The 22,570-nt window shown below is 54.1% G+C and carries 19 protein-coding genes, 2 tRNA genes and 1 riboswitch; of the genes, 6 read left to right on the top strand and 15 right to left on the bottom strand.

From position 1 onward, the window contains the following. Positions 1 to 7: 7 nt before the first annotated feature. The 4 genes from DV520_RS02780 to DV520_RS02765 all read right to left on the bottom strand — a co-directional run bounded on the left by DV520_RS02780 (position 8) and on the right by DV520_RS02765 (position 4,644). A complete protein-coding gene (locus DV520_RS02780) occupies positions 8 to 1,165 on the bottom strand; it encodes an ABC transporter substrate-binding protein (RefSeq protein WP_021920166.1) in 1,158 nt (385 codons plus the stop codon). Beyond that, positions 1,162 to 2,025: a hypothetical protein gene (locus DV520_RS02775; protein ID WP_117141710.1), complete on the bottom strand. Its 864-nt coding sequence runs from the start codon at positions 2,023 to 2,025 to the stop codon at positions 1,162 to 1,164. The genes DV520_RS02780 and DV520_RS02775 overlap by 4 nt, the downstream gene beginning before the upstream one ends. A gap of 72 nt (positions 2,026 to 2,097) precedes the next feature. Further along, entirely contained in the window at positions 2,098 to 3,072 is a 975-nt protein-coding gene (locus DV520_RS02770) for a sirohydrochlorin cobaltochelatase (RefSeq protein ID WP_333818499.1), read from the bottom strand. A gap of 149 nt (positions 3,073 to 3,221) precedes the next feature. Continuing rightward, a riboswitch (cobalamin riboswitch) is annotated at positions 3,222 to 3,399 on the bottom strand. A 279-nt stretch (positions 3,400 to 3,678) separates the two neighbouring features. Next, positions 3,679 to 4,644, bottom strand: a complete 966-nt coding sequence (locus DV520_RS02765; RefSeq protein ID WP_117141708.1) for an alpha/beta hydrolase — start codon at positions 4,642 to 4,644, stop codon at positions 3,679 to 3,681. Positions 4,645 to 4,854: 210 nt separating this feature from the next. Between DV520_RS02765 and DV520_RS02760 the strand changes: the two genes are divergently transcribed. Both DV520_RS02760 and DV520_RS02755 read left to right on the top strand, forming a co-directional pair. Then, positions 4,855 to 6,141 carry a hypothetical protein gene (locus DV520_RS02760; RefSeq protein ID WP_021920170.1) on the top strand — a complete coding sequence of 429 codons (1,287 nt, stop codon included), beginning with the start codon at positions 4,855 to 4,857 and terminating at the stop codon, positions 6,139 to 6,141. 19 nt (positions 6,142 to 6,160) lie between these two features. Further along, the gene (locus DV520_RS02755) at positions 6,161 to 6,868 is read left to right on the top strand and encodes a DUF6320 domain-containing protein (protein WP_021920171.1); all 708 of its coding nucleotides are present in this window, start codon (positions 6,161 to 6,163) and stop codon (positions 6,866 to 6,868) included. A 51-nt stretch (positions 6,869 to 6,919) separates the two neighbouring features. Here DV520_RS02755 and DV520_RS02750 read toward each other — a convergent pair whose 3' ends face one another. From DV520_RS02750 to DV520_RS02725, 6 genes are all read right to left on the bottom strand, one after another. Further along, the gene (locus tag DV520_RS02750) at positions 6,920 to 7,897 is read right to left on the bottom strand and encodes a hypothetical protein (protein ID WP_117141706.1); all 978 of its coding nucleotides are present in this window, start codon (positions 7,895 to 7,897) and stop codon (positions 6,920 to 6,922) included. After that, positions 7,894 to 8,667 carry an EcsC family protein gene (locus DV520_RS02745; protein ID WP_242984633.1) on the bottom strand — a complete coding sequence of 258 codons (774 nt, stop codon included), beginning with the start codon at positions 8,665 to 8,667 and terminating at the stop codon, positions 7,894 to 7,896. Before DV520_RS02745 ends, DV520_RS02750 begins: the two co-directional genes overlap by 4 nt. Positions 8,668 to 8,943: 276 nt before the next feature. After that, positions 8,944 to 9,019, bottom strand: a tRNA-Met gene (locus DV520_RS02740). 3 nt (positions 9,020 to 9,022) lie between these two features. Then, positions 9,023 to 9,109 (bottom strand) — tRNA-Leu (locus DV520_RS02735). A gap of 260 nt (positions 9,110 to 9,369) precedes the next feature. Further along, the gene (locus tag DV520_RS02730; protein WP_133308824.1) at positions 9,370 to 9,663 is read right to left on the bottom strand and encodes a hypothetical protein; all 294 of its coding nucleotides are present in this window, start codon (positions 9,661 to 9,663) and stop codon (positions 9,370 to 9,372) included. Between the two features lie 326 nt (positions 9,664 to 9,989). After that, positions 9,990 to 10,388, bottom strand: a complete 399-nt coding sequence (locus tag DV520_RS02725) for an SRPBCC family protein (protein ID WP_117141704.1) — start codon at positions 10,386 to 10,388, stop codon at positions 9,990 to 9,992. A gap of 198 nt (positions 10,389 to 10,586) precedes the next feature. Here DV520_RS02725 and DV520_RS02720 point away from each other — a divergent pair, with 198 nt between their 5' ends. Continuing rightward, complete coding sequence (locus DV520_RS02720; RefSeq protein ID WP_117141703.1) at positions 10,587 to 11,453, top strand: glycosyltransferase family 8 protein; 867 nt, start codon at positions 10,587 to 10,589, stop codon at positions 11,451 to 11,453. Between the two features lie 85 nt (positions 11,454 to 11,538). On the opposite strand, the gene DV520_RS02715 is transcribed toward DV520_RS02720, so the two are convergent. From DV520_RS02715 to DV520_RS02695, 5 genes are all read right to left on the bottom strand, one after another. Then, the gene (locus DV520_RS02715) at positions 11,539 to 12,858 is read right to left on the bottom strand and encodes a uracil-xanthine permease family protein (protein ID WP_117141702.1); all 1,320 of its coding nucleotides are present in this window, start codon (positions 12,856 to 12,858) and stop codon (positions 11,539 to 11,541) included. 136 nt (positions 12,859 to 12,994) lie between these two features. Continuing rightward, positions 12,995 to 13,645, bottom strand: coding sequence for an SDR family NAD(P)-dependent oxidoreductase (locus tag DV520_RS02710; protein ID WP_021920179.1), 651 nt, complete (start codon positions 13,643 to 13,645; stop codon positions 12,995 to 12,997). 2 nt (positions 13,646 to 13,647) lie between these two features. Beyond that, the gene (locus DV520_RS02705) at positions 13,648 to 14,349 is read right to left on the bottom strand and encodes a queuosine precursor transporter (RefSeq protein WP_117141701.1); all 702 of its coding nucleotides are present in this window, start codon (positions 14,347 to 14,349) and stop codon (positions 13,648 to 13,650) included. A gap of 60 nt (positions 14,350 to 14,409) precedes the next feature. Continuing rightward, complete coding sequence (locus DV520_RS02700) at positions 14,410 to 15,174, bottom strand: hypothetical protein (RefSeq protein WP_117141700.1); 765 nt, start codon at positions 15,172 to 15,174, stop codon at positions 14,410 to 14,412. Between the two features lie 67 nt (positions 15,175 to 15,241). Beyond that, on the bottom strand, positions 15,242 to 17,056 hold the full coding sequence (locus tag DV520_RS02695) for a thiamine pyrophosphate-binding protein (protein ID WP_021920182.1): 1,815 nt from the start codon (positions 17,054 to 17,056) through the stop codon (positions 15,242 to 15,244). 339 nt (positions 17,057 to 17,395) lie between these two features. Here DV520_RS02695 and DV520_RS02690 point away from each other — a divergent pair, with 339 nt between their 5' ends. The 3 genes from DV520_RS02690 to DV520_RS02680 all read left to right on the top strand — a co-directional run bounded on the left by DV520_RS02690 (position 17,396) and on the right by DV520_RS02680 (position 22,405). Next, on the top strand, positions 17,396 to 19,438 hold the full coding sequence (locus DV520_RS02690; RefSeq protein ID WP_117141698.1) for a sigma-54-dependent Fis family transcriptional regulator: 2,043 nt from the start codon (positions 17,396 to 17,398) through the stop codon (positions 19,436 to 19,438). A gap of 136 nt (positions 19,439 to 19,574) precedes the next feature. Beyond that, positions 19,575 to 20,696 carry a peptide chain release factor 2 gene (gene prfB / locus DV520_RS02685; protein WP_117141697.1) on the top strand — a complete coding sequence of 374 codons (1,122 nt, stop codon included), beginning with the start codon at positions 19,575 to 19,577 and terminating at the stop codon, positions 20,694 to 20,696. A 194-nt stretch (positions 20,697 to 20,890) separates the two neighbouring features. Next, positions 20,891 to 22,405, top strand: a complete 1,515-nt coding sequence (locus DV520_RS02680) for a sodium:solute symporter family protein (RefSeq protein WP_117141797.1) — start codon at positions 20,891 to 20,893, stop codon at positions 22,403 to 22,405. The last annotated feature ends 165 nt before the right edge of the window (positions 22,406 to 22,570 follow it).

The raw sequence follows: 22,570 nt of genomic DNA, 5'->3' as shown, positions 1-22,570 counted from the left end.
TCCCCCATTACCGCAAGGGATGCAAGTAGGTCAGCTCATCCTGGGCCACTTGGTCCTCGGTCAGAATTTTATGAATATCCACCATCAAGTCTCCCAGCCCCAGACTCTCCTGAAACAGATTTTTCCCCGTACACCAGACCGCCCCCTCTTTGACCGCTTTGCAATCCGACAAAACCGGGCTCTTTTCCAAGAGCTCCTCCATGGTCTGAAGTTCTCCGTCAATGGTACTGCTGTAAATCAGCACATCGGCTTGCTTTGCCTTGGCATAGAAGGCCTCCATCTGCAGGTTTGTAGTGGCCTGGGCATTGTCTTCCCCCGGCAAATCCTGGAACAAATAGGTTCCGCCGGCCAGTTCAATGGCTTTGGCCAGGTAATCTCCTGATTTTCGCACATTGGCCGCGCCATTGGAGGTGATGTAAAAAAACGCCACTGTCTTCCCTGTGTTCTCTGTTTGCAGTATGTCTCTCAGTTTCTCAACCTGCGTATCAAAATACTCCGCCGCCGCATCCTCCCGGCCCAGCAGCAGCCCATAGAGCTTAATCCACTCCATACGGCCCAGAGGGTGATTTTCATAGCTGGACCGCTCCACCAGCACCGGCACGCCAAAGTCCTCCAGCTGCTCTTTTACCTCTGGAGTATGGTAGATCATGGTGGACTCAATGGCTAAATCACAGGACCGTGACAGAAGCAGTTCATAGTCTGGAGCCCGGTATTTTCCGGCATACTCCATCCTCCCCTGCTCCATTGCCTCTTTGGCCTCCGGAATATACCATCCGTCCGCCTCCACGCCGGACAGGGTAACCTTGTCTATGGCTTCCAGCGCCCGGAACAAGTCCATAGCAGAGGTAGCCGCCAAATAAATATGATCCAAGGGCTGCTGAATCACCGTGATCTCTGCCGGCACGCCGCTGGGGACCGCCGCGCCCTCCGGCACCACCAGATAGGACAAGCCGTCCTCAATGGAAATTTTGGTATATCCCTCAGGAGAAGACGCTGCAGAAAACTGGGTGGCATACAGAATCTCCAATTCCTGCGGAAATGACAGGCTTTCCCAGGACACGCCTGGTGCTTCTGCCTCTGTCTCTCCCTCCTGCGCTCCACATCCACCCAGGACAAGACAGAAGAGGCTCAGCAAAAAAATCCAGAGTTTTTTTCTTGTCTTCATTCCACACGCTCCAGGGTTACAGAATCAAATGTCAAGGTATACTCGATCTCATGGGGGGTACTCATTGCTGTGGTATTGGCCAGCACAGGCAATTTCCAGTCAAATCCCGCCACGGGAATGGTAAAGGCTGCGTTTCCCTCTGTGTTGACCGGATCATACTGCACGCCGTCCACCTTCATATAATCATAGTTGGCACTGCTCCACACGATGGTAGCAGTCGCCTGCCCCTCCTTGACGGTGAGTTGCGCTGGAGAATCCACGCTGGCCCGACCGGAACCGCCCTCCAACGTAACAGCGACTTCATAACGACCATCTGACAGTCCCAGATCAGCCACTGTGGTCATTGTCCCTTCCACAAAGGCCTCCTGGGGCAGGGAGCTGGCACGGAACACCAAAGTCCGGTCATACCACATTTCCTTTCGCTTGCTGTATGCCGCACAGTCAATGCCTTTGTCCAAGGCCTCCACCGGCACAGTGAAAGTATGCTCCCCCGTGGCGGTCTCTTCATAAGCAATGCAGTCAGCCTCGTCCGCAGCGGCCGCTTCCTCTCCTGTCCCCAGAAACACCTTGAGGTAGCCGGTTCCCCCCATTGTCATCTTCGCAGTCATAGCGCCATCCTTCACCGTCAGAGTGCAGGAGACAATCTGGAACATCGATGAACTGGAGTCCACGGTCACAGAATACTCGCCCTCCTTCAGTTGGGAGGCATAGACCGGTTCCATTCCCTCGGTTACGACTTCTTGGGGCTGTGCCATATCACTTTGATCGGCCACCGCCTGCTTAGATTCCTTCGGCTGTGCTCCGCAGCCAGCCATGGTCAAGAGCAGGGCTGCGGCCAAACACATGATACATTTCTTCATGATTTCCTCCATCCACTCAGAAACAGCAGCCTGAAAGGTTCCCTTTCGGGCTGCTGTTTCCCTATTTTTCTATCAAGAATGCAAGGAGTCTATGGCATCCTGGGCATGCTCCACCAGAATTTTCTGAATGGACTCCAGCTCACCCAAACCGTTCAGCAGGCACTCCACCTGATATCCGGCTGCCTCGAAGGTGCTTTTCCAGGAGTCCGCCTCCTCTCCGGCCATGTCATTGTTGGCATGGTCTCCCGCCACGATCATCAGCGGTACCAAGATCACCCGCTCATAGGTTCCTTTCTGCACCGCAGACAGCACCGTGTCCAGAGAAGGCTCTGCTTCCACCGTGCCGATGTAGTAATTTTCATGCCCAGACTGGGTCAACTGATCCTGCAGGGTTTCATAGACCGCATTGGACGCTGCCTCTGTGCCATGTCCCATAAAGCAGATGGCGGTTTTGCCATCGTCGTATTCCGCTGTGGCCTCGGTAATGGCCTGTTCCACCGCCTGGAAGTCCGCCTCTGACGTCAGCAGCGGTTTTCCAATGGCCAGGTGCTCAAAGGCATCGGAATACTGGGCAACCTCGTCCACCAGTTCATGGTACTCCAGTCCGTCCATCAGGTGGGTGGGCTGGATCACCAGGGTTTTTACGCCGTTCTCCACAGCCCGGTCCAGGGCCTGCTTCACATTGTCAATGGCGACATTGTCCCGGCTTTTCACATGATCAATGATAATCTGGCTGGTAAAGCCCCGCCGGACCGCATACTCTGGGAATGCTTCTTCCATGGCATTTTCAATGGCGCCAATGGTCAGCCGTCGGCTGTCATTGTAGCTGGTGCCAAAGCTGACCACCAGCAGTTCCTTCTCCCCGATACCATCCTGATTCCGGGGGTTGTCCAGAGAGGCGTCCCCAGTGTCTGGTTCCTTCTCTGTCTCCACCGGTTGGCTGTCCTGTTCCGCAGATACCTCCTTCTCCTCTGGCGCGCCGCAAGCGGCCAGCACCGTCACCAGGAGCGCCCCGCAAAGCAGCAGTGCAAGCAGTTTCTTTCCCATCATTTCATACCTCTTTCTATGGCTTGTTTCTGGTATAAAACATTGCAAAAAACGGCCGCGTTTCCGCGACCGTCTCTCCACCAATGAAGCTGCAATACTCCCGTATTTTAGACGTCATTTGTGAGAACAAAAATCCGTGGACCGCAGATTTGAGATTCTACATACAGGCAGGTCTCCTGACTTTGTTCTTCGCGGCTTTTCTCTTCCCAGTTTCCCAGTGATTGCACGAAAAGCAGCTCCCATACACAGTGACGGCATCGTTACGGATTCTCACCGTATTCCCTTTTCACTCGCCCGCAGGCAAGCACCTGTATGCTACAAATACTCTACAATATTTTGTTTCCAGATGCCCCCATTGTAGCAACGATTGCCGTGCCTGTCAACCAGGAGAATCTGCCCTGGAGGTACTGCCATATCATTGCCTTTCTGATCACAGAACAGGTTGCGGAACAGCACGCTGTACGCCATCTAAAAGGGAATCCATTCAGAATGATAGGAAGGTTGTATCGCCTTTGGTTGCCGCGCGTCTCCTCCTCTTGTGTTCTCCCTATCATATGAACAGCGACAGGCCCATCCGAAGAGCCTGCCGCTTTATTTGACTCCATATTACTGTTCCAGCAGGAAATTGCCAATACGCTCCATGGCCAGCGCCGCTTTCCGAACCGGAAACATTTGAAAAACATGCCACATGTCATTCCACACTTCCAGCTGGCAGTGAACCTTGGCCGTCTGCATCCGCTCCCGCAGCCGCAGGGAATCTGAGAACAAGATTTCATTGCTCCCCACCTGAATCAAGGTAGGAGGAAACCCCTCAAAATTTCCAAACAGAGGCGAGAGCATGGGCGAGGTCAGATCCCTTCCCCCCGCGTAGACTTCCCGCACTGCCTGAATATAGTCCATAGTGATGGTGGGGTCCATCTCTGCCCGCTGGGTATAGGAACGGCCGCTGGCGGTCATATCGGTCCAAGGCGACATCAACACCAACCGTCCCGGGAGCTGCCTTCCCGCCTCTTTGAGCTGATGGCAGAGAACCAGTGCCAGATTTCCCCCTGCGGAGTCTCCCGCCACCACCACATCCCGAGCGCCATAGCCCAGATACATCAGATAGTCCCACGCCTTTCGGGCATCGTCCACCGCAGCGGGAAACGGATGCTCCGGAGCCAGACGATACTCAAAGCACAGGGTCTCCCATCCAGTGGCATTGGTCAGCTTGGAAGCGAGAGGCCGGGAATATCCCAAATTTCCGCTGGTATAGCCTCCGCCATGGCAGTAAAGGATCACCCGGCGTCTGTCGTGGGGCCAATCCGGCTTCACCCAGGCAGCGGCCATCCCTTTGAGGGAAAAGGGCTCCCACTTTTTCATGACAATCATTGGTGCCGCCAGCCTTCCCAGAAGCTCCTGCCCAGCCCGCTGCTTGGCCAAATCCTCCGGATTCATGGAATCCGGTGCTCCAACAGAGTGAATGGCCTTTAGCGCCCGCATCATCGGGGCCAAACGGCGGTCCTCTTTTCCTGCCTTCTCCTCTTTTTTCCCCTTGGCGCTCAATCGAATGGAGAGTTTTTTCGGGTCCATAGCATTGCTCCTCTCTGGCCAGTTCTCCAGCGCGTGTTGATTTTTTAGTATATCATGTTCTGCCGGGAAAGGGAAGTCCTCCTTTGCTTCCAGCAGGTTGTTTGGATTCTTCTGATGTTTGGATGCGGTGCCAGAAAACTATTGCGTTCTCCTTTTCTCTTGCTATAATGTATTTGTGAACACACAATTTTTCTGGAGGAGGCCCTGCCTGTGCCCAGGAAACAGGAAAAAAATACTTGGTACCCCTTGGACAACGCAGGGGTACTCTATTCTGCCATTCAGAAGGAACGCTACTCCGCAGTCTATCGCTTCTCGGCACTTATGACTAAGGCGGTAGACCCGCAGGCGCTCCAGCGGGCTGTGCAGAAGACCATGCCGCGTTTTCCCGGCTTTGGGGTACGGATTCGCCGGGGCGCATTCTGGTGTTATTTTGAGCCCAACCCCAATCCCGGCCCCTTTGTGAAACCGGACATGGCAAACCCCTGTCAGCCCCTCCGGTTTCACGAGGACAATGACTGGCTGATCCGCATCCTCTATTATGAAAAGCGGATTTCCGTGGAGGTTTTCCACGCCATCTCCGACGGTGCCGGAACGCTGGTCTTCCTCCGCACGCTGCTGGCGGTCTATCTCCGGGAGCTGGGCTTTTCCATCCCCAATGGGCCGGGCATTTTGGATGTTACCGCCCCACCCCGAAAGGAAGAGCTGGAGGACGCCTATGCCCGGTATGCCGGCAGCCGGACGCTGCGGGGCAAGCTGGAAAAGACCGCCTTCCCCAACACCAGCGCCCCCGAGCCTTTCTATACCCTCAACGTCACCCTGGGGCTGGTTCCGGTGGACCGGCTGCGGGAGGTTGCAAAATCATACCAAGCAACCATCACAGAGTATCTTACCGCAGTTCTTCTCCAATGCCTTTTGGAAAACCAGGCGGCCCGCCGGTTTCGCCATCCCCAGCCTGTGGCACTGGCCATTCCCATCAATCTGCGCCCCTGGTTCCCCTCGGAAACCCTGCGAAACTTTATCCTTACCATGCGCCCCTGCATTGACCCCACATTAGGGGAATATACTTTGCCTGAAATTGTGCGGCAGGTTCACAGCTATATGCACCTTCACGCCAACCGGCAGGAAATGCAGGCCAAACTCACAGGGAATGTGCAGTTTACCAAGAATCACTTTCTGCAAATCATTCCTTTGGCCCTAAAAAACCCCGTCATGGCTTTTTCCTACAAACTGGTGGGCGTGCGCCCCTATTCCGGAACCTATACCAACCCCGGCGCCTTCCCGGTTCCCCCGGAAATGGAACCCCACATTCAGCGGATGGAGGTCATGCTGGGACAGGCCACCCGCCCCTCCCCCCACTGCGCCTCCATCAGCTATGGCAACACCATGGCCATCACCTTTGCCGGCACCGGAGTCTCCAGTGAAACAGAACGAAGATTTTTTTGCCATTTAGTCCGCGAAGGGATTCCCGTGAAAGTAGAGTCCAATCGCACCCATTGATCCTTTGGGAGGGATTCACATGTCTTACTGCGTCAACTGCGGTGTGGAGTTGGACGACACCGCCGCATTCTGCCCACTCTGCCACACCCCAGTCCATAACCCCAACCAGCCAGTCAATCAGACGGCGCCCAAGCCCTTTCCCACAGAGCGGAAAGAGGTTCCCCCTGCCTCCAAACTCCAGGTCGCCATTCTTCTCTCCACAATCCTGGCCTCGGTGGCTGTCTGCTGCGGTGTGCTAAACGTTTTTCTGCGCACCCAGCGCACTTGGTCTTTGTACGTGATCGGGGCGGCGCTGATGATCTGGATTTGGACCGTTCCCCCTCTGCTCCATCATCGGAAGGATACCTTTCGGCTCCAGCTGCTGGCAGATGTGCTGGCCATCGCGGTCTATGTCTCTTTGATTGCCGTGGATTTAGACGGATGGGACTGGTATTGGCACCTGGCGCTCCCCATTATTCTCCTGCTGGGCGCTCTTTTCCTTTTTTGGGGGCTGACCATGGGCCGCAGGAAACGGAGCACACTGACCTCCATGACACTGGTGATCGGTTCCATCGGCGTTTTCATTCTGGGGGTAGAGCGGTTTGTTGACCTCTTCTTTCTGGGCCACTGGTCTCCCGGCTGGTCCCTCATCGTCCTGGCCGTCTGCGTGATTCTGATCATTCCCTTGATCGTTGTCCGCCGGGTCCCTTCCCTCCGGGAAGAAGTCCGGCGCCGGTTCCATCTATGAATGGAAACACGCCCGTGAAACAAAGTGCATTTGTTTCACGGGCGTGTCTTTTTACCGTGTTCCACGCTCCCTGCGCCGGCGCTCCTTGTCTTTCAAATGCCCTCGGATGGCATAGGAAAAAATGGGGAACATCGCAGGGAAGGCCACCTGGTTTTCCAACGTATAGCGGAGAAAATCAAAGAAAAAAACGTAAGGGATGTCCAGCCGTCCCTGCAGCTTGAACAGGGTAAATCCCATCTGACGCAGTCTCACAGCCTCCTGCGTGGTCAAGGATATGTTTCTGGCTTTGGTCCCGTGTTGCTTATGATCCGGCACAAAGGGACAGCGGTCCAGGAAATTGGTCAGCTCTCCCTCCCCCTCTATAAGCACCCTCTGATCCTGTACGATGGATTCATAATGGGCTCTGCGCTGGGCGCACTGATGCACACACCGTTCATTGAGAATCACTTCCGCAGTGTCTTTGGGGAGGCTCTCCAATAAATCCCACTGAAAATTGTCGTCCGGGTGGACCACATACCGATCATACGACCGCGCCAGGCCAGCATAATACGCCCGGTCTCGCTTCTCAGGAAAGGCAGTCATAATGACAGAGGCGTGAATCTCCACCCGGGGATAATGCGCCCGGATATAATCCCGCAGCAGCGGACTGGAGACAATCACTCCACCGCCCACCTCCTCCGCCATGGCCAGAACCTCATTGCAGGCAGAATCCCCCAAATCCGCCGGGGCAATCTCTGGGGAGGAGAAGGTCAGCAATGGGACAATTCCCCGTGCCACCGCCCCTGCCAGTTCCTGAAATATCTCCTCCCGGGTATAATGGGGGTCCGTAATAATCAGACGGCCACAGTTCCATCGGACCTTAGGCGCACCGTAGAGATACCGCACAGGAATGGCGTAGCCAAACTTCTCCTTGACCTGATCCAGGCATTGGTAAATCAAATCCGAGTACAGAAACAGCCCAGGCACACTGTATGCGGCCCCTGGCATCAGTGCCGCGCGGTCTCCCTGGGGCAAAATAAATTCGTTCATTCCGCCAGCTCCTCTCTCTTTTGGAATAGATATCGTTTACGATATTTTAACGCGACATAGCGCAGTACGCGGCGGTAGTACACCGGATTCCCCACGCCTCCCAGCACCCCCACTAAGGGAAGCCCTTGGACAAACTTCAACAACAGCATATCCATGGCAAAGGTTTGGGCGGTTCGGTCCCTCTGCCGCTTTAATGCCTCTTGATCTGGAACCACGCTGCCTGCCATAATTTGGTCCACTGCCTGGTTCCTTTCCAACCAGCCCGATCCCTTCGTCAGGGATGCCTCCATCGCCTTTAGAATCCACAGCCGTTCCTCCGGTGTGTCATAGGAAAACCCATACCGCAGAGCGGTCTCATAGATTCCTTTCAGGAGCATTCCCACAAAAAGCACAATGTCCGGCAGGCCAATGCCCAGGGCCCCAAGGCCGATCCCCTCCACCGTGGTCAGGAGAAGGTTCCGGCTCTCCCCCGTTCGGGCCTCCCCTTGAACCCGGCGAAGAGACCGGCGGTCCATCGTCTGCCGCACGCCCTCCTCCCGGCGGATATAGGCCTGCCGCAGGTCCGCGCTGTCATAGCTTTTCTCAATGATCCCCGTTCCTTTTTCAAACACCAGCGCAAAGGCTTTGCAAAACGCCGCCTCTAACGCCCGGGAAACCTTAGGCGGGACCTTCTCTTCCAGCTTCCCCTTCCAGGCAGAATCTTTTCCCTGCAGGGCCAGCTTGGCCAGGCGTTGTTCCCGTTTTTCAATGGCCTTCCACTCTTTTTCCAAGGCACTCATCCCAGATTGTCGCGGCATCGGTTTCCACGCCCCTTTTTCCCTCCCTGGTTCTTCACAGAGCCACCGAAGGTTTTTTTATTATAGCATTCTGCCGACTCTTTTTCTACTATTTTCAGGTCGATGCAGGCAGGTGCCCCCTATGCTTCTTTTGGACCATGCCCCCGCCGGCATCCCAAACTATGGTATATCGTATTCTTCTTTAAGTATGACAAATATGGTTCATTTTGAATACAAAAAAACGTGACCGATACAATCGGTCACGTTTCATGGTTGCGGAGACAGGACTTGAACCTGCGGCCTCCGGGTTATGAGCCCGACGAGCTACCAACTGCTCTACTCCGCGATATGGTGCCGGAGACCGGGATCGAACCGGCACGGGATTTCTCCCATGGGATTTTAAGTCCCAGGCGTCTGCCAATTCCGCCACTCCGGCATTTCCCGGTCGTCACACTCTTAAGTGCTTAATTAATATAGCACGGTTAGATGGAATTGTCAATCCCCTTTTTTGATTTTAAGGGAATTTCTTTTCGCAAAATGCAACAGAATCCCCGGCTGGGAAAGCGGAAACGCTGCCGCACACAGGGAATGTTTCCCGATATATCATCATTGCCAAAGCCGCTGTTTTCTCTTGGCGTGAAATGAGCCCCCGAACACCAGTACATTGGTGCTCGGGGGAGTCCAAAAGAAAACAGATTAGTTCCTGCCCCGGGGGCCCTCTTCCGGCTCCCCAAAGCTCTTTCGAAAATGTTCTCCGATAAGCATAAGCTCACCGGGTGTGCTGATATCGGCACGGGAATTATTGATAAACGCCCGCACTTTGGAAGGAAGCGAGTTAAAATAAGCTTCCATCCGGGGATCTTCATATTTCATTCTCATCACCCAGGCATAGTCTGCCCGAAACCATAGTCCCCATTCCCATCTGTCTCTTGCAATGTTTGCCCAAAGTGGCAAAGGGTTGCGTCCGGCGATATTTTCCGGCTTTGCCACGCACATAGTTTCTCCCCCGCTGCATATACTGGGTTGGATATCTTCAAAAGGAGGCTTTCTTTATGTCTGAGCACAATACCCGCACCCTTCCCCCTGTCCTGCCAGCGCCGCAAGACCTGGATGACTTTATCTTTCACTGGGAGTCCAACATTCCTCCCGTCAGCGACCGTTAAGGGAAGCACTGATTCACGCTTCCCTTCCAGGAACCCCCATGGCTCTGATTGTTTACCAGATAGGATCGAAGAAAATGGAGAACGGTGCTGCATCCGCTCTCTATTTTTTTGTCCATATCGCCCCCTTGCCGCTTATGAAACATGCTAACACAGCTATGCCTTTTCCAATGCTTTCTTTAGATCGGAGACAAATCGCGTCTGATGACGTTTCAGGTATCCTTTTACAAACAGCTTGAGAAAACGTTTTTTCACCTCCACGGTCTCTGTAAATTCCATCTCTGTCCCCTCCTCTGTCTGCGTGAACAGCCCCGTCCAATGCCCACGCATGTTGGTGTTTTCCATATCAAACTCCCACCGGTTGCAAGGCTCCACTGTTGTAATGGTGAAGGCAGTCACAGGGCCTCGTTTGGGGTATTCAAGGAACTGATTTTCACACAAAATTTCCGTCCCCCGCAGATCACTGCGCCATGTATAGTGTTCCACCGAAGTGACAACCTTCCATACCTTGGAACGCTCACTGGGCAGCATAGCTTTTTTACCAGAAGTTATCATGGTGATCCTCTCCCATCGTCTCCCTTTTTCCTGAGCTTACCATGACTGCAAAAGAATTTGCAACCAATTTACTTGATAAATCCTTGGTTTCGGTCTAAGATATAAAAAATCAGTTCAAATTTATCCTCTGCCAGAGGTGGACTTTTCTACGCTTGGACAAGCCCCCAACGGCATGCGATCCATGGAGAATCTCAGCCTATGAAATCGACAAGCATTCATCTTTTGGTCACCTTTGACCAAAATTATATCGCCCCTTTCGAAACCATGCTGACCTCTATCCTTCTCAACAACCCCGGGGAACAGTTCCATGTCTGGCTTCTGCACAGCGCCATTCCTCAGACCGCGCTGGACGCACTGGAACACGATTGCCGTGCCCACGGCGTTCCACTGACGCCGATTGCTGTGGAACGGCAGCTCTTTCAGGGCGCTCCCATCACAAAGCAGTATCCACAGGAAATGTACTATCGGCTGTTGGCTTCCCACATCCTCCCAGCCTCACTGAAACGGGTTCTTTACCTTGACCCGGATATTCTCGTGATTAATCCTTTGCGTCCCCTATGGGACCTCGATCTGCAGGGAAATGTTTTTGCCGCCGCCTCCCACATCGGTGTGGTTGACGTGATGAACGGGATCAATCGCATCCGCCTGAAGACGGAACAGGACTATTACAACTCCGGTGTGATGCTCATGGATTTAGAGGCTGCCCGTGTCTTGGTGCAGCCAGAAGCCATTTTCCAATATGTCCGTGACCATGAGAATGAGCTTCTTCTACCAGACCAAGATGTATTCAACTCACTGTATGGTGCTCAAACCCTGCAAATTGATGACGCGCTGTGGAACTATGACGCCCGATACTACTCCGGCTACCTGCTGCGAAGCGGCGGTGCATACCATATGGACTGGGTGATGCAGCACACGGCAATCCTACATTTCTGCGGCAAGCGAAAGCCTTGGAAACGTTCCTATGCCACGCGCTTTGCCCCTTTGTACAAACATTATCGGCAGTTGGCGGCTCGTTCCGGCGCCAGCTTTGTCTCCCTCTCTGCGCCGCCTTCTCACGGCTAATCCCAGGATACAACAACCCAAAAAGCCCTTTCCCCCAGTGGAATCCACTGGGGGAAAGGGCTTTTATCAAGACAGGGAGGAAATATCAGTGATTTGATGGCAACACCAGGTTGAGAAATACCCCTGTCAACGCAGTTCCAGGAATCCCGCTGAACAGGGTACGTACCAGCACTGGCACCTGTTCCAAAACACCGCTGAACCCGAACCCAATCCCAACCGCCAGAGATGTCCCGATGATAACAGAATTGCGGAGGGTCAGCGGCTGCGTCAGAACCACTTCAATGCCTGCCATGAGCATAATCCCCGTCAGGAAAAGGCATGCACCTCCCAAGACAGGAGCGGGCATTGTATACAGCAGCGCCGAGAATTTGGGAACCAGCCCTGCCAGGGTAATGAGAACTCCACTGGTCATCATAACCGTCCGGCTGGCCACCCGGGTACTTCCAATGATCCCCACACCGTCACTGTAAGAAATATTGGGGGCAAAATTGAATACCCCAGACAAAACACTGGAGAGTGCATCGCAGAGGATTCCGCCCCGCAGCTCCCGCTGGGTGGGCAGCCGGTCCTCACAGACCATAGCGGTGGCCGTGGTGTCCCCAATAAACTCCACCGCAGTCACCAAATAAATCACCACCATAATCAGGATCGGTTGGAGGTGGAAAGACACCCCATAGGTAAAAGGCCTGGGAAGAGAAATCCATGCCGCTTCCTCCACCTTGTCAAAGGGAATCACCCCCATGACCAGCGCCAGTATATATCCAGTGGCCAACCCGAAAAATAGGCTGGTGGTTTTAAGAAATCCCTTTCCAAAACAGTGGCCCACCAGGCAGATTCCCATAGTAATTACCGCCAGAACCCAGTTCTGCCATCCGTTGTAACCGCCGCCCACTGGGTTACTGCCCCCTGCCATCATATCCGCGCAGGAGGGGGCCAGCGTCAGCGCGATGGAGATCACCAGGGTACCGGAAACCGTGCTGCTGAACAACTTACGCAGGAATCGGAAGCCAAACCATGCCAGAAGGACATAAACCACGCCCCCGGCAATGACCGCGCCCAGGAACGCGTCATACCCATACTCCGTGGTGATTGCCACCAGCGGCGTGATCACCACAAACGTCGTCCCCAGAAGGATCGGAAGCCGGGCCCCCACCGGTCCCAGGCCCTTGGCCTGGACAAAAGTGGCGATGCCCCCTGTAAAGATGGCACACTGGAGCAGGAATGTGACCTGCTCTGGTCCCCAACCCAGATCGTCCGCGGCAAGCATCGGCACCAGCACAATGGAACCAATGAAGATAATCACAAACTGCATGGCGTAGAGAAGGCGTCTGCCCATAGGCGGGGTTTCCTCCAGCTGATAAACCAGCCTGCCCCGCTGGTGTACTGTCTCCCGTTCACGCTTCATGGCCGTCCCTCCTATTTTTATCGCGGTCCAAAACCCGGGGGATTCCGGCGCTTCGTCCGGGGGCAGGAATGCAATTCCTTTGATACCAGGGGCAGAGGGCTGTAAGTCCCTCTGCCCCCGTTCGGGAAGCAATCGGTTACCAGACGAAATTGGCCTTGGCAATCTCTCCGTTGTCAATTAGAACATCCTGCGCAGTCATGCTCTTGTTCACCACCGCCAGGAAATAGGTCCACTCCGCCATCTCCTCTACCGTAGCCCATTTGGGGATCAGCGTTTCCGCCATGACCTGGTCCCACAGCGACTTGTTTTCCAGGATGTGTGCATTGAGCTCCGTGATCACGCCACCGGCGGAGATGCTGTTACAGGTCGCCCCGTACTTGGCCACTCGCAGCGCCACATTCTTGGTATAGGCCAGTACACCGCCCTTGCTGGCACAGTATTCCGGGAACTCCGCGCCGTTGTGGGCACTGACAGAGGCCGTCATGATGATCGCCTTAATGTTGGGCTGAATCCCATACTTTTCCGTGCAGTAAATGGTACCCCGCAGGTTGACATCAATGTCACGTCCGCTATCCTGGACGCCTGCGTTATTAATAAGTATATCCACTTCGCCAATCTCAGGAAGCTGCTCCTGGCAGGCAACATCTACGATGTAATGGGTGTATCTATCATGGTCAATGGTGCTCTCCGCCACATCAAATCCGATGACATCATAGCCCTCAGCCAAAAATTTCTCTGCGATCCCACGGCCGATTCCCGTGCTGGTTCCGGTTACCAAAACTTTCATCGTCAGTCAATCTCCTTAAATAGAATGTTGCTCTTTTTACAAGTTTTCTTTGCCACGATCTGGACAAGCGTATCCCAAAACGATGTGACAATAAAGATAATATAGCTTGCCAGCATAATGTCAACCATCACGCTAAATTCATAGACACCGAGGAAGGCGAACAGCGTAAAGAGGATGGTATTAACCAGCTGGGTAAACAGGGTGGATACACCTGCCCGGACCCATTGTCCGCTTTCCCGATGCTTTTGCAGCGTCCAAATGAACTTGTAAGCCGCAATCTGCACCAGCATACAGATGGCATACACCACCAGGCTGGAAAGCATGATCCGGGGCGAGTTCGAGAACACCTGCTGGAGCAGTCCTCCATCCGCCGGCGCGTACCAGGCCCACGTCTGGGTGATGAGCATAAACACCCCGGTGGTCCCCACACTAAGCCAAGTGGCTTTCTTTGCGTAGTCCGGTCCCTTTTCACCCTCCATTTCACTTAAAATTTTGGCCGCAGAATAGGTCGTGGCGAAGATGACGTTGCCTAAGGTTTGGTCCATGCCAAAGGCATTGACCAACAACAACACCTCGATATTTCCCACCACGGTGGCAAATATGGTGAATCCATACAATCCCGCCCGGCCAAACAGCTTGTACGCCAGGAGCATAAATCCAAAGTAGGCTACCAGCGTTCCAACCAACAGGAGTTCATTTGTCATTGCCTGCACCTCTTTTCCTTTCTTTTTTCTAATCGCATTGATTGTTGCATTCCCACCCCTTTATCGCTCATCGTTGTATCGCATCAGTCCCAGCTGATGCAGGACGTCACAGAACTTGACAGGGATGGAGAATCTGCCCTGATATTGATCCCGGTGGAACCAATCAATGTACACCGGCACGCGCCCTCTACACAAGCTCATCTTTTCTTGGCGCCAGGGATCATACAGCGCGATTGTGTCCCGAAAGGCCTCCCAATCATAGTAGGGGTAAAGCCGTCCCCAGTCTTGGGCCGCAAAGGGACCAAAGACAAGGATCCTGTCCCCATCCTCCTCTTTCACCGCCAAGGGCAACCAAAAGGGAGAGAGGGTTCTCCAAATTTGGTAACGCTCCCCTTCCACAGTGAGGAAAAGTTCCCCATCCTGTCCCGTTGCCACTGTACAGGATGGTTCCAACTGCTGTAAGTATTGCACCAGTTGGAAAAGATATGTCTCCCCTGTCACCATCCCCTGTGCCGTTCTCCACAGAACTTTTTCCCGCGTCCGACGAAGGTAGGCGGATACCGTAGTTCTCGCTTCCTCCCGCAGGCGGAGTCCAGAGGATTCCTGTCCCGGCACCTCCTCTAAAATGTGGCAGGCCAGCAGATTCGACACCGCTGCCTGGACCTCTTCCTCTCCCAAGGCCTGCTGAAGGTCTTCCCTCAGCCCTTCTGGAAGCACGCCTGCTGGACAATAACGCCAGCTTGCCAGGGCCGCTTCCAACAGATGCAGTCCCGGGGCAGAAAGGTCTCCCTGCTGGGAGGACAGCCATCGTTCCATTGCCTCCATAGCAGAACTCCTTTCTTGGACGGGAGAGGGTTTATCCTCTCCCGCCATTTGCCAAACCTTCCGCTTTTCAGCGCACCTTGATCTTTCCGAAGGTGGGCAGAGCGGGCGGGATGGGGGGCATCTGCCAAGTCGTTGTCAGAGGGACGGTGATATCCCGGTCAATCTTCACGTCAATGACCGTGGGCAGGCCGGACTGGATGGCGTGCTCTACCGCGCCGGCAATCTCACCGGGTTTGGTGACCGTAACGCCCTGTCCGCCCATGGACCGGGCCATAGCAGCAAAATCAGGATTCCACAGTTCGCCATCGTGGTAGGTTCTGCCCTCATACTTCTCAAAGCTGGTCCCAATGATCCGGCCGCCATAATAGAATTTCTGCAGGTCCCGGATGGCGCCAATGGCATAGTTGTTCATGACAATCCAAACACAGGGCAGATTATACTGCACCGCAGTGGCCACCGCATGGGGCATCATCATGAAGCCGCCGTCGCCGCAGACGTTAATGCAGGTGGTCTCCGGCCGGGCCAGCTTGGCACCCAGGACGCCGACCACACCAAAGCCCATGGCCGCGAATCCGCCTGCTGTGAAATGGGTGTTGGGAACCTCGGTGGTCCAATACTGCTCCACCCAAGGCTGGTTGTTGCCCACGTCGGAGAACATAATGGCGTCTTTGGGGGCTACCTTGCGGATGTCGGTGATCAGACGGCGGGGGTCAATGGGATCGGCATCACTCTGACCATAGGGTGTAATGAAGTCCCCCCATTCCTTTCGATACCCGGCGATCTCCTGGTGCCACACGGTGTAGTCTCCGGTCACCTGTTTCTCCTGTGCCATGTCGATCAGTTGGGTCAGAACTGTGCGGATATCTCCCACAACGCCCACATCCACCGGATAGTTTCGGGCGATTTCAGAGGCGTCAATGTCCACCTGAATGAGCTTGGTCACAGGGAAGTTGTAGGCAAAGCCCGGCTGCCAGGTGGCAGTGTGCAGATCATTGAAGCGGCAACCCAGGGCCAGGATGATGTCGGCGTTCCGGGCAGCCTCCACCGCTGGATAGTGTCCCCAGGTTCCGTTGACACCCAAGCACAGCGGATGGCTCTCCGGCAGAGAGGACTTCCCCATGAGAGAGGTAATCACCGGGATATTCATCGTCTCCGCAAATACCCGCAGCTGTTCCTGGGCAGAGGAGTGGTTGACCCCGCCGCCGGCCAGAATCAGGGGCCGCTTGGCCTCTTTCAGCTTTTGCAGGATCGAGCCGATAACCCGGTCCTCCGCGCCAGTCCGCCAGGCAATGGAATCCGACCAGTCAATGGGGTCTGCCACAACAGTCTCTGCCTCCAGTTGGTAGACATCATAGGGCACCTCAATATGTACTGGTCCCGGTCGTCCCGTCTTCATCAGCTTGAAAGCTTTTGGCAGGAAGGAGGACAGCTGTCCGGCGGTCACAGCCTGATAGCTCTGTTTAACATAGGGCTGGATAGCCGTGGAGAAATCCGCTTGGTGATACCGGTACTGCTCCTGGAGGGCTCCTGTGTCAAACTGGGACAAGGGGGCCTGCCCGGTAAATTGCAGAAACGCAGATGAGTCATAAAACGCATTGGCCACCGCACAGGTGGAAAGAGCCGGTCCCGGACCGGTGGAGACATAGACCGGCAGAGGCTGTTTGGTCACCCGGAAATAGGCGTCGGCCATAAAGCCACAGGCGGTCTCAATCCGGGGCCATACAATTTTGATGTCGTCCTGCTTGTTGAAGAAGGAATCCAGCATCCCAATGGCACCGTGACCGGCGTACCCGATCATATAGGGGATTTTTTCCTTCATCATGTACTCTGCGATGATGTCCGCACCTTTCATTTTTGACACTTTGTCTGGTTTGTAAATCATGATGCATCCTCCCAAATCGTAATGGTTTAAGATCGCGTTTTGGAGAACGTCGTGAGACAGAGATACGCCAAACCCTTGGTCTGCCAAAAGCAGGCATAGCGTTTTCTCTCTCATTTTTCTCATTTCCTCCAAAAATTCTCGCGCCTTCTGGTGATAATATTATCAGTTTTCCCCCAGCTTTTCAAGAATTCAAAGTGATAATTTCTCATTTCTTCTTTTTCACCAAATAGAGTGCGTTGTTTTTTCTTGATTCTTCAAGAAATCTCTTGTGTTTTTCTTATTTTTGTGTTAGATTTTTTCTATCGTAGAAAATTCTCGTTTTGGGGAAGGAAGGATACCATGAAAGAAAACCTGGATTTCCAGCGGATTCAGACGGCCTGGACACGTTACGTTGCCGGACCAGAATCTGTCCCCGAGCAAATCCCTGGTGTTCGACCAGAAATCGTCGATTCTTGGCGGCGCTCCAAGGGGCAGGCAGATCCCTTTGCCCTTGAGAAAACCATTCCCTCAGACCACCTCCAGGCACTGGTCCAAGACAATGCTCAGCTTATCCGCATTGCCCGTCCATATTTAATGAACCTCTTTCAATACCTGCGGGAGACCAAGCATCAAATCACCATCGTGGACGCCCACGGCTGTATTTTAGATACCATCTTTGACGATGGAACCTCCCAAGCCCCTCCTATCCAGTACCCGATCAGCAATGGAACCATATTCTCAGAGGAAGAGTCCGGTACCAACGGAATTTCCCTCTGTCTTTCTCTGGAAAAACCAGTGATGGTCTTCGGTCCAGAGCACTTTCAGCAGCGTTTCCACAACAGCATCTGCTATGCAGCTCCCATCCACGATCAGTTCCATCATCTGATAGGGTGCGTGGATATCTCCGGTCCTCTGGCCAACTATCATCCCTCCGCTCTAACTATGCTGGAGTCAGCCATCAACAGCATTGAGCGGGAGCTCTCTTTCCGGCAGACCAATGCGGTTCTCACCTCTGCCCTGGACGCTTTTACAGAGGGAATTCTGGTCCTCGATGACCACAAAGTCATCATTCATCACAACGCCAAAGCCCGCTCTGTCCTTCGTATCAGCGAGGACCTCTTGATTGGTCAGTCTATCTATTCCGTACTCCGGCAGGATTCCCTGCCGGCCCCTGCCCAGGGTCTGTCACAAAGGATCTCTTCCATGGAGTGCACCATTCTGAACCGTTATCAAACACCGCTGGATGTCAGCCTAACGGTCCTTCCCACCAGCGACCAAACGGGACTGCATACAACGCTGATCAAACTGGAAGACCAATCCGCGCTGACTCGTCTGGTTTATCGCAGCAATGAATTTTCCGCCCATTACACCTTTGACTCCATCATTGGGACCTCCCCTTCCATTCAATCGGTACAGACCATGGGTAGAATTGCCGCAACGACTGCCACACCCACACTGATCTTTGGAGAGCCCGGCACGGGAAAGGAGATTCTGGCCCAGGCCATCCACAACGAAAGCCCCTGGGTAAAGGGCCCCTTCGTCTGCCTTAACTGCGGCAAAATTCCAAGAGGGCTGCTGGAGAGTGAGCTCTTCGGCTACGAAGGCGGCGTATTCTGCGGCGGGAAAGAAAATGGCTACACCGGAAAGTTCGAGCAGGCCAACGGCGGAACCCTTTTCCTGGACGAAATCGACTGTCTCTCTCTGGAGGCCCAGGCCTCCCTTTTACAGGTCCTGCAAACCGGCCAAGTGACCCGTTTGGGTGGCAAATATCCCAAGAGCGTCTCCTTTAAGCTCATTGTAGCCACCACGGTGAACCTTCTCTCGGCGGTGCAGAAAAAGAACTTTCGTGCCGACCTGTATTACCGTCTCAACGCACTTGCCATTACAATTCCTCCCCTCCGGGAGCGGAAAGAGGATATCTTCCCCATCGTCAACCATTTCATCGCGCAAGAGTCCTTTACCGCTGGTACTGCCGCAGTTTCCCTGGACGAGGAGGCCGCCGCCGCATTCCTCCAATACCACTGGCCTGGCAATACCCGGGAGGTGGAGTCGGTCATCGAAGAGCTCCTCCACACGGCGGAGGGTCCTGTGCTTCATCTCAGTGATCTGCCCACCAATCTGCTGAGCAGTTACTATGCCGGCAAGGCAAAGCAGTCCCAGGACGCCAAATCAGAACTCCAGGATACCCTTCCATCCGCTCCTCCAGCAGATCCCGCTTCCCCTTACTCCCGGGCCAACCTGGAGGAATCCCAGCGGATCGTCGATACCTTGAAGGCCTGCGGCGGCAACGCAAAGGAGACCACCGCTGCCCTCTCCATGCCCTTGAGCACCCTTTACCGGAAAATGAACAAATACGGTATCAACCCCAAAGATTACAAAAAGCAGCGGCATCCCGCTGATTAGTTGGCTCCCTCGACCAAAGGGCTGGTCCTGCCCCGGTATGCTGTTTTTTCAAATCCCGCCTCTTCTTATTGCAATTTTATGGGAGATCGGATATAATAAATAAGTTCAATATTTCAGAATGTGAGTGATTGTAACGATGCTGCAATTTGACGAATATAAGGTCAAACTAAACAACCTCCTCCCCCAGCTGGACGAGCTGGAAAAGGCACTGAACTTGGAAAGCGCCGCCCGTGAGGTGGATTTTTTAGAGGCACAAAGCGCCTCTGACGGATTTTGGGATAACCCCGAGAACTCCCAGCGGGTTCTCCAGAAACTGAAACAGCTGAAAAACAAGCTGGAATCCCAGGAAAAGCGCCGTGCCTCCTGGGAGGACATGATGGTTTTGTGTGAAATGGGCAATGAAGAGGAAGATGAATCTCTCCTGCCTGAACTGGAAGAGGAGTACAACGCCCTGATCCAGAGCGTGGAATCCGCCAAACTGCAGACCCTGCTCACCGGGGAGTACGACGCCTCCAACGCTATTTTGGCCTTCCATGCCGGTGCCGGCGGAACGGAAGCCCAGGACTGGGCCCAAATGCTTTACCGCATGTACACCCGCTGGGCCGAACGTCATGGCTTCTCCTATAAGGTCATGGACTATCAGGAGGGAGACGAAGCTGGACTGAAATCCGCCACCATTATGATTGAAGGGGAAAACGCCTACGGCTATCTCCGGGGCGAACACGGCGTGCATCGCCTGGTCCGCGTGTCCCCCTTTGACGCCAATGCCCGCCGGCAGACTTCTTTCGCCTCCGTGGAGGTGATGCCCGATCTGCCGGAGGATGTGGAGGTGGAGATTCGTCCGGAGGACATTGAAATGCAGGTCTACCGCGCCAGCGGCGCCGGCGGCCAGCATGTCAATAAGACCTCCTCTGCTGTCCGCCTCATCCATATCCCCACCGGCGTGGTGGTCTCCTGCCAGACGGAACGCAGCCAGTTCCAGAATAAAGACAACTGTATGAAGATGCTCCGCGCCAAGCTGGTGGAACTGCAGATGCAGGAAAAGGCGGAAAAAATTTCCGACCTGAAAGGGGTCCAGCTGAAGATTGAATGGGGCAGCCAGATCCGCTCCTACGTCTTCATGCCGTATACCTTGGTTAAGGACACCCGAACCGGGTTTGAAACCAGCAACGTCAACGGAGTCATGGACGGAGACCTGGACGGATTTATTAACGCCTATCTCACCGCCGTAGCCACAGGTAACTGGGCTACCAAATAAGTACAACCTCTCATACACTCCGCGCCGCCTCCTCCCTGGTATGCTGCCAGGAGGAGGCGGTGTTTTTTCGTCTCTTTTTTCATTTCTTCTTGACTTTTTAGCTTTTTGGTGTTAAAGTCAAAAAGCATTAAAGATATCCATGATCGGAGGGATTCCCTGTGAAGCTTGCGCTTTTAATCCTTTACTTTGGCGTGATGGTAGGCATCGGCCTCTACTGCCGAAAGCACACCTCAGGCATCAACGGTTTTGTGCTGGGCGGGCGCTCCGTGGGCCCTTGGCTCACTGCCTTTGCCTATGGCACATCCTACTTTTCCGCTGTGGTCTTTGTGGGCTATGCCGGGCAGTTTGGCTGGAAGTACGGCATCGCCGCCACCTGGGCTGGGATTGGCAACGCCATCCTGGGCTCTCTGCTGGCCTGGGCTGTTCTGGGCCGGCGAACCCGCATCCTAACCCAACACTATAATTCCGCCACCATGCCCCAGTTCTTTGGTCAGCGATTTCAGAGCAAGTCTTTGAAGATCGGCGCCTCCGTCATCGTCTTTGTCTTTCTGATTCCCTACACGGCCTCCCTGTTCAACGGTCTCTCCCGGCTTTTCGGCATGGCGTTCCACATGGATTACACCGTCTGCATCATTCTGATGGGGGTCCTTACAGGTATCTATGTGATCGCCGGCGGCTATATGGCCACTGCCATCAATGACTTTATCCAAGGCTGTGTCATGCTGGTGGGCATCTGCGTCGTCATTGCCGCCGTGCTCAATACCCAGGGCGGTTTTCTTGAAGCGCTCCACGGGCTGGCCGCGGTTTCCGATCCAGAAACCGTAAACGGAGAGGTACCCGGTATTTTTGCCTCCTTTTTTGGCCCCGACCCTGTGAACCTCTTGGGGGTGGTAATCCTGACCAGCTTGGGGACCTGGGGACTGCCTCAAATGGTTCAGAAATTTTACGCCATCAAGTCAGAGGACTCCATTCACAAGGGCACCATCATCTCCACTCTGTTCGCCGTGGTGGTGGCGGGGGGCTGCTATTTCCTGGGCGGATTCGGCCGTCTGTTCGCTGATCAGGTTGACGTGGCCTCCGAGGGATATGACGCCATCATCCCCGCCATGCTCTCGGGCCTGCCCGATCTGCTGATTGCGGTGGTGGTGATTCTGGTTCTCTCTGCCTCTATGTCCACCTTGTCCTCTCTGGTAATTGCCTCTTCCTCCACCTTGACCATCGACCTGCTCAAAGGCAACATTGTCAAAAAGATGAACGACTTTCAGGCCGTGTTCATCATGCGCTGTTTCATCGTGGTTTTTGTCCTGATTTCCATGGTCCTGGCCATTGTTCAGTACAAAAATTCCTTCAGCTTCATCGCCCAGTTGATGGGAGTCTCCTGGGGGGCGCTGGCTGGCTCTTTCCTGGCCCCCTTCCTCTATGGTCTGTACTGGAAAAAAACCACCAAAGCGGCTTGCTGGGCCTCTTTCCTCTTTGGTTCGGGGATTATGACTCTAAATCTGATCTCCACCTCCACCGGATGGTTTGCTTTTCCCACCCTGCTGCAATCCTCGATCAACTGCGGCGCCTTCGCCATGCTGGCAGGCCTTGTGATTGTCCCTGTGGTGAGCTTGTTCACCAAAAAGCCTGATCAAGCCATGGTGGATGAAGCCTTCTCCTGCTACGAAAAAAAGGCACCTGTTTCTCAGAAGAATGCACTGAGTGAGTGACCCCTCTCTTCCCCCGCCTGTCAATCGACCGGCGGGGGATTTTTCAAAAATTTTTCTCCGAACGGAAAGTATACTTGACATTTCTTTGACGCCATGGTATTCTCTTTATGGAAAGTAAGCTTTCCAACAGAAAGGGCTTTTTTCTCTTTCTCAAAATTTTTTCGT

Source organism: Evtepia gabavorous (assembly GCF_003425665.1).
Classification (GTDB): domain Bacteria; phylum Bacillota; class Clostridia; order Oscillospirales; family Oscillospiraceae; genus Evtepia; species Evtepia gabavorous.
The sequence above is the reverse complement of the archived record's forward strand: the minus strand, read 5'-3'. Positions and strand labels throughout refer to the sequence as shown.